Source organism: Bacteroidota bacterium (assembly GCA_016183775.1).
In the GTDB taxonomy this organism is placed as follows: domain Bacteria; phylum Bacteroidota; class Bacteroidia; order JABDFU01; family JABDFU01; genus JABDFU01.
Genome location: JACPDY010000023.1, coordinates 119,203 through 131,398 on the forward strand (window position 1 = coordinate 119,203; position 12,196 = coordinate 131,398).

Consider the following 12,196-nt stretch of genomic DNA (forward strand, 5'->3'; position numbering starts at 1 on the left):
ATGTAAGTATATTTTTTATGATAGCAATACTATCTATTTAAATATTATTACTACTTTTGTCTGAAAATATTTAAAACACATAATTATGAAACATTTATTTAAAGAACTAAAAAATGATTTACCGGCAAGCATTGTCGTGTTTTTTGTAGCACTCCCCTTATGCTTAGGCATTGCGCTTGCTTCGGGTGCTCCATTGTTTGCAGGCATTATAGCAGGTATTACAGGTGGCATTGTAGTTGGCATGGCAAGTGGATCTCCCTTGGGGGTGAGTGGTCCCGCAGCTGGATTAGCAGTCATTGTTTTAACATCCATCGCTTCCCTGGGCGGTTCTTGGGAAGCATTTTTAACAGCTGTAGTTTTAGCAGGTATCATACAACTTATATTGGGGTATGCCAAAGCTGGCTTTATTGCCTTCTTCTTTCCTTCTTCTGTTATTAAAGGAATGCTAACAGGTATAGGTCTATTAATTATATTAAAACAAATACCTCACGCATTGGGTTGGGATAAAGATGCAGAAGGAGATGATGCTTTTATTCAAGCCGATGGAGAAAATACATTTTCTGAAATTTTTAAGACACTTGACTATATAGCCCCGGGTGCATTGTTAATAGCAGCCATCTCGTTAGTCATACTGATTTTTGGGGACACCGTATTAACCAAAAAACATAAAATATTTGGGATGATAAACGGTCCGCTTGTAGTTGTTGTTTTTGGAATTGTGATGTTTAATTTATATCAAAACGGAGTACTTGATTTTAGTTTAAACGCAAAACAAGTTGTTGCTATACCAGTTCCAAACTCAATTGCAGATTTTTTCAGTCAGTTTACTCTACCTGATTTTTCAGCAATAACAAATTTTGAGGTCTGGAAGATAGCTATTGTATTGGCTATTGTAGCCAGTTTAGAAACGCTACTATGTGTAGAAGCTACCGACAAAATGGATCCCGATAAAAGAATTACACCCACAAATAGAGAACTAAAAGCACAAGGGCTGGGAAATGTAATTTCTGGATTAATTGGCGGGTTGCCGGTTACACAAGTAATTGTCCGCAGCTCAGCGAATATAGCTTTTGGTGGAAAAACAAAAATGTCGGCAATCCTACACGGTGTTTTCCTATTAGTAAGTGCTCTTACAATTGGAAGTGTTTTGAATATGATACCATTGGCAAGCTTAGCAGCCATTCTATTCATGGTTGGTTACAAATTAGCCAAACCAGCTTTGTTTAAACAAATGTATAAATTAGGTTGGGAGCAGTTTATTCCATTCACAGCTACCGTTGTGGCTATTTTGGTCACCGACTTATTAAAGGGTATTACAATAGGCGTTCTTTTTGGCATCTTCTACACCTTACGCCATAGTTATCGTAATTCACATCACATGAAAGACATTGCAATAACTGAAAAGGGGCAGGAAGTGCATCATCTTGTTTTAGCTGAAGAAGTTTCATTTTTTAATAAAGCAAGTGTTATCCAAGCTTTGGATGCAATACCTAAAAACTCAAAAGTTATTATCGACTGTTCTAAATCAAAGTCAATTGCATACGATGTGATAGAAGTAATTCAAAATTTCGAAGACAATTCCAAAACAAGAAACATCACCGTTGAGAAAATCAATTTTATAAAACCCACTTGATTTACTAACAATTAAAAAAAACAAAAAAAATGAAAACATTAACTAAAGAAATGCAAACTGCCATTACACCTGCTATGGCATTAGATTTATTAAAAGAAGGCAATAAAAGATTTGTAAATAATCTTAAAATAAACCGAAACCTTTTACAACAAGCAAATGAAACATCGGACGGACAACACCCTTTTGCGGTAATTCTTAGTTGTATTGACAGCAGAACTTCGGCAGAATTAATTTTTGACCAAGGACTTGGTGATGTGTTTAGTGTTCGTATTGCAGGGAATATTATCAATGAAGATATTTTGGGCAGTATGGAATTTGGCTGTAAAGTGGCAGGTTCAAAAATCATTCTTGTTTTGGGACACACAAAATGCGGTGCAGTAAAAGGTGCTTGCGACCACGTAGAAATGGGTAATCTGACAGCACTACTCACCAAAATAAGACCTGCCGTTGATGAGGAACAGACTATAACAAACAATCGCAGTTCGGGCAACGCAGAATTTGTAGAAAAAGTCGCTGCCATCAATGTAAAACGAACCGTTAAAGCCATTATGGAACGTAGTCCAATCTTAAAAGAAATGATTGAATCCGGAACAATAGGAATTGTAGGAGGAACACATGACATAACAACGGGCTTGGTAACATTTTATTCCGAAACTTTGTTTTTAAATCACCAATTGATAAATGAGAAAACCGTTGCATAAACGAATAAATATTTTTTGTGTTATTGTATTTTTATTGAACTATTCATCGTTTGGACAGTCGCCATCAGGCACAACCGGTAACTGGTTAATGTGCTTTAAGCAAACACGCCTGAACAATAAATGGAGCATTCATACAGAAGCACAATACCGCAGCTTTGAAATCACTCCAAACACCGAACAAATGCTTTTACGTGGTGGCATTAATTATCATATAAACAATTCTGCTTTTACAAGTATTGGATACGCCTATGTTACAAATTATGCTTTTGATAAAGAACAATTGTCAGGAGTTCAAGTTACAGAAAATCGAATTTGGCAACAGTTTCTTATGCGTAACAATTTAGGAAGATGTTTATTCGAACATCGTTATCGCCTTGAACAAAGATGGATACAATCAAACAACAATAACCGATACCTTGACAGGGTAAGATATTTGCTTAGAATCACTGTACCTCTCAATAAAAAAGAAATAGAAAAAAACACCTTGTTTCTTGGTTTTTATGATGAGATATTTATCAATCTTTCAGCCCTACCATTTGATAGAAACCGACTATACGGAGCAATGGGATATCAGTTTTTGCCAAATGCAAATATTCAAATAGGATACCTTGCTCAAACAGTAAATATTACTACAAAACAATATTTACAAGCAGCTGTTTTTTATAACATTGATTTTAGAAAAAAAAGAATGACCTGATTTGCAAACAAAAGATACAATTAAAATTGGAAAATTTTAAAAATAACAGCAAGCAAATTTTGATTTTTGAACAAGGTGGCACCCTTTGGATGAACATTCAGAAAAAATTAGAAAGCAATGGTTATGCGGTTCATCGGGCACAAGCTCTGCTGAAAAAAAATATTCTTGATTATGTTTCTTTCCGAAATGCTGTTCTCAGGGTGTTTGCTCTCCCAAATGAGAATGTGCCACATCTTGTTATTTGCGACACTGACACCTCACAAAAAAAAGAACTTGAAGAATTTAAAAAACAATGCAGAAAAAAGAAACTCCCAATAATTTACATTACTTCAGAAATTGATAATAAGATCATAAATGAACGAAAAAATAATGCCATTGGCATTTTTAAAAAACCATTCAACAGCGACACTATTATTGAACTTATTAACGAACACTTCATAAATACAGCCATTTAAAACCAACAAACTATGAACGCAATTACAAAAACAGATTTTACATTTCCGAAGCAAAAATCATTTTACAAAGGCAAAGTAAGAGATGTGTACAACATTGATGATAAATACCTTGTAATGATTGTTAGCGACCGTATTTCAGCATTTGATGTTGTTCTTCCAAAAGGAATTCCAAACAAAGGACAAGTGCTTAATCAAATTGCAGCAAAATTTATGGCAACCACTTCGCACATTGTTCCCAACTGGATTATAGATGTTCCCGACCCTATGGTTTCGGTTGGATATTTATGCACCCCATTCAAAGTAGAAATGGTAGTTCGAGGGTATCTTGCCGGACACGCATGGAGAGAATACAAAGCCGGAAAACGTGAACTCTGTGGAGTAAAATTACCTGATGGATTGAAAGAAAACGACAAGTTCCCCAAACCAATTATCACACCCACAACCAAAGAATCAGTCGGGCATGATGAAGATATTTCCAAAAACGAAATAATCAAACAAGGGCTTGTTTCCGAAAACGATTATGAGCAACTTGAAAAATACACACACGCTTTATTTGAAAGAGGAACTGACTTTGCAGCCCGCAAAGGATTGATACTTGTTGATACCAAATATGAATTTGGAAAAAATAAAAACGGGAAAATTATGCTTATTGACGAAATACATACTCCCGATTCATCAAGATATTTTTATTCAGAAGGGTATCAAGAACGTCACGTAAAAGGCGAATCGCAAAAACAACTCTCCAAAGAATTTGTAAGAGAATGGCTTATGGAAAATGGCTTTCAGGGAAAGGAAGGGCAACAAGTTCCTGAGATGACGGATAATGTTATAAATTCTATTTCTGAGAGATATATTGAACTCTACGAAAACATTACTGGCGATACTTTTATTAAATGTGATGTTTTGCAAGTAATAAAACGAGTGAAAGAAAATGTAACGGTATTTCTTAAAAAAGATGAATTGCTCTCAGCCAAATTATAATATAAATCATCAAACAAGCCATTTTCAAGTATGCACCTAACTAAATATAAATTCACTATTTAAAAACCTAAAATCATGAAACCACTTGTAAGTATCATTATGGGAAGTACATCTGACATGCCCGTTATTAATATCAAAACACTACTGAAAAGACATAAATGATTACGAAGGTAAATAAGATAAAAGATTTGGGCATCTTCAAGAATAGCTGCAAACCGTTAGAACCAATTTTAAAACCAATAAATTGACACGCAACTCTTCATCTCGATAGTTTCTCTCACCTTAACGATTGGGTTCACTTCCTGCAATGAGCAGGTGAAGACTAACGCACCTAAAGACACCCACCTAAAACTAAACCCAGAGGGGAGAGCCAGAAAAAAATGGACACCCAAAAAATCACCTTTCCACAGAATTTCCTCTTCATAAAACGTATATTTGGTTGTTTTACTCCCAAAATATAGGCTATGACTATAAGAAACATATCAGAAATAGAACTTCCCTTATTATTAGAAGCCATTTATCAGAAATACGGCTACGATTTTCGTCAATATTCAGAGGCGCATATCAAGCGAAGGATTATGAACAGGCTCGCTCTTACTCCATTGGTAAGTATTTCCGAATTACAAAATAAGGTTTTACATGATGAACTATTCGCTTCCCGGCTTTTACAGGACTTATCTATAACGGTAACAGAAATGTTTCGCGACCCTGACTTTTACAAATCTTTGCGGGAAAAAGTAATACCAATTTTAAAAACTTATCCCTTCATTAAAATATGGCATGCCGGATGCGCTACAGGAGAGGAAGCTTACTCTATGGCTATTATTTTGAAAGAGGAAAATCTGTATGACCGCACCACCATTTATGCAACTGATTTTAATCAGCATGCCTTAAATCAGGCGAAAGAAGGCGTTTTTTCCAACGAAAAAATTAAAGAATATACCATCAATTATCAAAGAGCCGGAGGAAAAGAATCTTTTGCAGATTATTATACTTCCAAATATGACATGGTTATTATGGATCAGTCATTGAAAAAGAATATTGTATGGGCGAATCAGAATCTTGTTACCGACAGCGTATTCGCTGAGGTCCATTTGATCCTTTGCAGGAATGTATTGATTTATTTTAATAAAGATTTACAAAACCGTGTGCAAAAACTTTTTTTTGATAGCCTTGTAAACGGAGGTATACTCTGTTTGGGAATAAAAGAAAGTTTACGCTTCTGCGATTTTGAAGCACAGTATATAGAGGTGGACAAAAAACAAAAAATATTTAAGAAAAAATACTAATACCATTATCCCTCTTGAATACAGAACAAAAATACGAGGCTATTGTAATTGGGGTTTCTTCAGGAGGGATGAACGCCCTGAGGATTTTTTTATCATCTTTACATATAGATTTTAACATGCCTATAATTATTGTACAACATACCAGTCCGCATTCCGACAGTACCTGGATAACCTTGCTAGACAAAGGAAATCACCTGACAATAAAGGAAGCTGACGAAAAAGAGAAAATAGAAACAAGAACCGTATATATAGCTCCCCCGAATTATCATCTATTAGTAGAAAAAGACAGAACTTTTTCACTCAGCATTGATGAACGGGTAAATTTCGCCCGCCCCTCTATTGATGTGCTTTTTGAAACGGCTGCAGATGTTTATAAGGCTAACCTGATTGGTGTAATTTTAACCGGTTCAAACAGCGATGGAACAAACGGACTGAAACGAATAAAAGAAAATGGCGGTTTAACGATAGCACAGGATCCTTCTACCGCAGAATCAAGTTATATGCCGGCCTCCGCAATTGCTTCTATGCAGGTGGATCATATTCTTTCCTTAGAAAATATAGCGAAGTTATTATCAAAAATAAATCAACTCCCTAAAACACACACCACATGAATTTAACTATCAGGACAAAATTATTATCCGGTTTTATTGTGATTCTTTTGCTGCTGGTTTCAGTTGCGCTGGTTATGACTAATAAATTATCAGAATCCAACGAACGGTTAAACAATATTGTGAATTCGGCAGGAAAAAAAGTAAGCCTGTCGCACGAAATATTAATAGATGTACTTGATGCCACTCGCCATGAAAAAAATATCATCCTGGAAAAGGATCCTGCTAAAAAAGAATATTATAAAGTCCGCATTTATACCCCACTGGCTTCCATAGACAAAAAGATACCGGAATTGGAAAGCCTTGTAGATTTCAAGGGGAAAATAATATTAAATGAGTTTAAATTTACCTGGCTTGAATACAAGCCCATACTTGATGAAATTATTCTGCTGGCACTAAAAAATGAAAACGAAAAAGCATTTGCTTTATCTGTTGAAAAAGGATTAAAAGTAAGGGATCAGACTTTAGAACAATTGGCCAGGCTAATTGAAAAAAACGAAAAGTCTATGGCAGATGACAAGGTGCTGAATGATAAAAATTATGATTCTGCATTAAATTTGATTATTGCGCTGACTATTGCAAGCATTATTATCGCAATAATTATTTCGTACTGGATCATACAAAGCATCAGTAAAAGAATTTTATTTATCGCCAAAGAGGCAGAAAAAATTTCAAGCAGAGAACATACCGAAACCAAAATGGAAGATAATACAAAAGATGAGTTGAGACCCATCTTTAATTCATTAATAGGTATCAATGAAAGCTTCCGGGAGGTAACTGAAAATGCCACTATGGTGGCTTCCGGAAATTATGAGGTGAACATTATTCCTAAGTCAGCTAAAGATGCTTTAGGCAACTCACTGAAAAAAATGACCAACTCACTCCGTGAGACAACGGCTGCAAATGAAAGACATAATTGGTTAACCACCGGCCAAAATCAGCTCAATGAAACCCTTCAAGGAGACCAAAGCATTGAAACATTGACAAACAATACAGTAACATTTTTATCCAATTACCTTAATTCCCAGATAGGAGCTGTTTATTTACTTGACGAAAAAACAAAAGAGCTGAATCTGGCGGGACACTACGCTTTTTCATCGGGAACAGATACCAAAGAAAAATTTACTCTGGGTGAAGGATTGATTGGGCAGGCAGCCCTCGAGCAAAAGCAAATCGTTCTCGCCAATATAGAAGAGCAGCAAATACGAATCACATCTTCTGTTCTGAACGCCAAACCTTCCCATCTTTTCATTACTCCGTTTATATTTGAAGGCAAAACATTAGGAGTGATAGAACTTGGCAAGCTAAAAGCATTCAGTAACACAGAAAAGGACTTTATCAATTCTTCTATGGAAAGTATTGCCATAAGCATTAATTCTGCCCTTGCAAGAAAACGGATTCAATTGTTGCTGGAAGAAACTCAGACACAAAGCGAAGAACTTCAATCGCAGCAGGAAGAGCTGAAGCAAATGAACGAAGAACTGGAGGAGCAAACACAAAATTTAAAACAGCAGCAGGAAGAATTGCAGGTAACAAATGAAGAACTGGAAGAACAAACCCAGTCATTGGAATTAAAAAACAAAGAAGTGGAAACCGCGCGTGTTGACATTGAACAGAAAACCAGGCAACTGGAAATAAGCAGCAAATATAAATCTGAATTTCTTGCCAATATGTCTCATGAACTGAGAACTCCGTTGAACAGTTTGCTTATCTTATCAAAAGATTTAGCTGATAATAGAAATAAAAATCTTACACAGGACCAGGTAGAAAGCGCAGATATAATTAATAAGAGCGGCCATGATCTGCTCGGACTGATCAATGAGGTGCTTGACCTCTCTAAGATAGAAGCCGGAAAGATGACACTAAGTATAGAACGGCTTGCCTTAAAAGACTTTGCCACTAATCTCAACCGGAATTTCAAGCATCAGACAGACTTGAAAGGACTTAAATTCAGTATCACCCTTGGGAAAGATTTACCCGAGGCTATTCGAACAGATTCCAAGCGCCTGGATCAGATCATCAAAAACCTGATGTCAAATGCCATTAAATTTACGGATAAGGGAAATGTGAGCGTAAACATCAGCAGGTATGATAATAATAGTCTTGCCATTGCCGTAGCTGACACCGGAGTGGGAATTGCAAAAGAAAAACAAATATTGATTTTTGAGGCATTTCACCAGGGAGACGGAGGCACTTCAAGAAAATACGGAGGTACAGGCCTGGGATTATCTATTTCGCGGGAACTCGCAAAGCTCCTGGGTGGAGAAATTCAATTATCCAGCGAAATAAATGAAGGTTCAACATTTACATTGGTTATTCCCGTAGAATTACAGGAAGGGGAAACAGCTATAAGAACACCTGCTAAAAAAGAAACATCCGTCATACAACCATCAAACAACAGCTTTCTTAATTATCCGGCACTGCAGGATGACCGGGATAAAATTAAAGAGAATGACAAACTTGTGTTGGTTATCGAAGATGATTTGAAATTTGCCGAAATACTTTTAAAGCAGGCGCATGATAAAGGGTTTAAATGTATTTCTGCGGCAACGGGAGAAGACGGCTTAGTGCTGGCAGAAAAGTATAAACCTCATGCGATCATGCTTGACATTGATTTACCTGGTATTGACGGGCATGAGGTGCTGACAGATCTAAAAGCCAATCCTTCAATAAGACACATTCCCGTTCATATTATTTCAATTGACGAAAGAACAATGGATGCTATTAAAGAAGGAGCAATTGCATATCTTACAAAACCGGTTGATAAAAAACAACTAGAAGAAATTTTTAACAGGATTGAAAATTTCATTAGCCGAAAAATGAAGAATCTGCTGATTGTCGAGGATGACGGCAACTCCAGGAAAGCCATGAAAAAACTAATCGGTAACGGAGATGTTAAATGTTTCGAAGCAGCCAGTGGAAAAGAAGCCATTACATTGTTTAAGGAAAATCACATTGACTGTATTGTACTTGATCTTGGGCTTCCCGATATCAACGGATATGAACTCATACATAAATTGGAAAAACTTAAAGACGGGCAAATGCCTCCTATTATAGTTTATACAGGAAGGGAGTTGAGCAAGGAAGAAAATGAGGAGCTGCAAAAATATGCCGAAACAATAATCATCAAAGGAGTGAAATCAGAAGAACGGCTTTTGGATGAAACCGCTTTATTCCTTCATAGAACCATCCGTAATTTACCTGAATCAAAGCAAAAAATTATTGCCGGCTTATACGACAAAGAAACCATTTTCCATGGTAAAAAAATTCTGGTAGTAGATGATGATATGCGGAATGTATTTGCTTTATCTAAGGTCCTGACGGAACGCGGGATGGAAATAAGCAAAGCTGAAAACGGGAAAATAGCACTTGAAGCCCTGAATAACAACCCTGAATTAGATTTAGTATTAATGGATATAATGATGCCGGAAATGGATGGATATGAAGCCATGCAAAAAATACGTGCACAAATACGGTTTAAAAAATTGCCCGTTATTGCCCTTACGGCAAAAGCGATGAAAGAAGATAAACAGAAATGTATTGACGCAGGCGCCAATGATTATATTTCAAAACCTGTAGACTTAGAGCGCTTACTGTCTTTAATGAGGGTATGGTTAAGTAAGTAATTAATATCATGTATTGTCATGGATAATAAACCAAAAATACTAATAGTAGATGACAGGCCTGAAAATTTAGTAGCACTGACTGTAGTGCTGAAAGACCTGGATGTAGAGCTCATTAAAGCCAGCAGTGGAAATGAAGCTCTCCGGGAAACGCTGCATCACGATTTTGCTCTTGCCTTGCTTGACATACAAATGCCGGAAATGGATGGTTATGAACTGGCAGGTATATTAAGAGAAGAAAAGAAAACTTCCCACCTGCCATTCATATTTATTTCTGCCGTTTACACTGATAATCTTAATATCTTCAAAGGATATGAGCAAGGCGCGTTCAGCTTTATTACAAAACCATTTCAGCCTGAAATATTAATTAATAAGGTGAAGTTTTTCATAGAAAAACACCAGCAGAAAATAGAATTATATAACCTCAATGAGAATCTGAAAAAGAAAAATATTGATTTAGAGATAAGCAATAAAGAACTGGAGTCGTTTTCGTATTCAGTTTCTCATGATTTAAGAGCCCCTTTAAGAGCGTTGGACGGCTACTCTAAAATGCTGGAGGAAGATTATGTTCAGGTATTAGACAATGAAGGAAGACGGCTCCTCGAAAATATTCAACATAATGCTAAAAAGATGGGGGCGCTTGTTGATGATTTACTTTCATTCTCAAAATTAGGAAAAAAGGAAGTGGATAAGTCTCAAATAAATATGAACGAATTAGTTGAATTGATCTTAAATGAAATAAGAGATTTAATCCCATCTAAAACATCCATAAAAATAAATGCGCTATTATCGGCAAATGCAGATAAATCTTTACTTCACCAGGTCTGGGTGAACTTGATTTCTAACGCTGTAAAATATTCCGGTAAAAAAGAAAATCCTGTAGTGGAAATAGGCTCAACAAAATCAGAAAATGAAATCACATATTATATCAAAGATAATGGTGTAGGTTTTAATATGGAATATGTTGCTAAACTTTTTGGAGTCTTTCAAAGACTGCATAGCGAAAGTGAATTTGAAGGGACCGGGATTGGCCTGGCGATCGTTCAAAGAATAATTGTAAAACACGGAGGCAGGGTTTGGGCGGAAGCAAAAATAAATGAGGGCGCAATCTTCTATTTTACATTACCTACCGGCCATCTCAAAAATATTTTGTCATAATTAATACGCTATATTAATTTCACTCCATGAAAAATATATTACTCTTAATAATAGCGGCATTATTCTTATCCTTCGTATTGCATAAAGACACCATCAAACCCGCTAATTTCAAAATATATTCTTCAAACACTTTAAAAGAAAGTACTGTGAACGACATTATTTCAGAAATGAAAAATTATGACGTTGTGTTTTTTGGAGAAGAACATAACGACTCTGTCGGACATTTCCTCGAACTGGAAATTTTTAAAGGCCTTTACACTTCATTTGGCAATCAAATAGTGTTAAGTATGGAAATGTTTGAATCCGATTGCCAGTTAGTGTTGGATGAATATTTACAGGGCTTTATCCGGGAAAAAAATTTTATTAAAGAAACCCGCGCCTGGAAAAATTACAGAGATTATAAACCACTAATTGAATTCGCAAAAGAGAAAAAATTAAATGTAATTGCCGCAAATTCACCCGCAAGATATGTAAACATGGCAGCCAGGAACGGACGAAATTCACTCAATGAACTATCAAAAACAGCAAAATCATTTTTGCCGCCCCTGCCATATGATACCGCCGTCGGTAAATATTACGAAAAATTCATGAGTGTAATGGCAGATGGCAGAAGTACAGGAGCCACGTCTAAAGACACATCAAATAAAATTGTTCCGGTCTCCAACGGCATGATGCCCAAATATGTGGTACACTCGCAGTCGCTGTGGGACGCTACTATGGCCTATTCGATCAGCAGAATTTTTATGAAAAACAAAAATGCGAAAGTACTCCAGCTTAACGGACGTTTTCATAGCGATGAAGGACTGGGAATTGTTACTCACTTAAAAAAACATAACCCCAAACTGAGAGTTCTTGTTATTTCATGTATCAACGGCGATAAAGATTTCCCCAACGCTATTGATTCTGGTAAAAATAAAATACTCGGTGATTATGTAATATATACTGATCCAGCTGTGCCAAAAACCTTTAAAGAATAATATTCCTTTACCATAGGGAATACCTCCTTTCGATAAAAAAAGCTGATTTTCATCATATTTCGGCCCCTTCTGAC

General features: G+C 36.2%; 10 protein-coding genes. All 10 read left to right on the forward strand.

Features of this window, described 5'->3' with window-relative positions; genetic code table 11:
• Nucleotides 1–85 precede the first annotated feature (85 nt).
• The 10 genes from HYU69_03520 (at nt 86) to HYU69_03565 (ending at nt 12,122) form a co-directional block, all read left to right on the forward strand.
• The gene (locus HYU69_03520) at nt 86–1,633 is read left to right on the forward strand and encodes a SulP family inorganic anion transporter (GenBank protein ID MBI2269407.1); all 1,548 of its coding nucleotides are present in this window, start codon (nt 86–88) and stop codon (nt 1,631–1,633) included.
• 29 nt (nt 1,634–1,662) lie between these two features.
• Nucleotides 1,663–2,334, forward strand: coding sequence for a carbonic anhydrase (locus HYU69_03525; GenBank protein ID MBI2269408.1), 672 nt, complete (start codon nt 1,663–1,665; stop codon nt 2,332–2,334).
• Nucleotides 2,315–3,031 (forward strand): DUF2490 domain-containing protein, encoded by a 717-nt coding sequence (locus HYU69_03530; GenBank protein MBI2269409.1) that lies wholly within the window; start codon nt 2,315–2,317, stop codon nt 3,029–3,031. Before HYU69_03525 ends, HYU69_03530 begins: the two co-directional genes overlap by 20 nt.
• Nucleotides 3,032–3,057: 26 nt before the next feature.
• On the forward strand, nt 3,058–3,486 hold the full coding sequence (locus HYU69_03535; GenBank protein ID MBI2269410.1) for a hypothetical protein: 429 nt from the start codon (nt 3,058–3,060) through the stop codon (nt 3,484–3,486).
• A 12-nt stretch (nt 3,487–3,498) separates the two neighbouring features.
• Nucleotides 3,499–4,467 carry a phosphoribosylaminoimidazolesuccinocarboxamide synthase gene (locus tag HYU69_03540; GenBank protein MBI2269411.1) on the forward strand — a complete coding sequence of 323 codons (969 nt, stop codon included), beginning with the start codon at nt 3,499–3,501 and terminating at the stop codon, nt 4,465–4,467.
• A gap of 464 nt (nt 4,468–4,931) precedes the next feature.
• Nucleotides 4,932–5,756 carry a protein-glutamate O-methyltransferase CheR gene (locus HYU69_03545; protein ID MBI2269412.1) on the forward strand — a complete coding sequence of 275 codons (825 nt, stop codon included), beginning with the start codon at nt 4,932–4,934 and terminating at the stop codon, nt 5,754–5,756.
• Between the two features lie 68 nt (nt 5,757–5,824).
• A complete protein-coding gene (locus tag HYU69_03550) occupies nt 5,825–6,367 on the forward strand; it encodes a chemotaxis protein CheB (GenBank protein MBI2269413.1) in 543 nt (180 codons plus the stop codon).
• Nucleotides 6,364–9,990: a response regulator gene (locus HYU69_03555; protein ID MBI2269414.1), complete on the forward strand. Its 3,627-nt coding sequence runs from the start codon at nt 6,364–6,366 to the stop codon at nt 9,988–9,990. Before HYU69_03550 ends, HYU69_03555 begins: the two co-directional genes overlap by 4 nt.
• Before the next feature lie 18 nt (nt 9,991–10,008).
• The gene (locus HYU69_03560) at nt 10,009–11,145 is read left to right on the forward strand and encodes a response regulator (GenBank protein ID MBI2269415.1); all 1,137 of its coding nucleotides are present in this window, start codon (nt 10,009–10,011) and stop codon (nt 11,143–11,145) included.
• A gap of 26 nt (nt 11,146–11,171) precedes the next feature.
• Nucleotides 11,172–12,122 carry a ChaN family lipoprotein gene (locus HYU69_03565; GenBank protein MBI2269416.1) on the forward strand — a complete coding sequence of 317 codons (951 nt, stop codon included), beginning with the start codon at nt 11,172–11,174 and terminating at the stop codon, nt 12,120–12,122.
• The last annotated feature ends 74 nt before the right edge of the window (nt 12,123–12,196 follow it).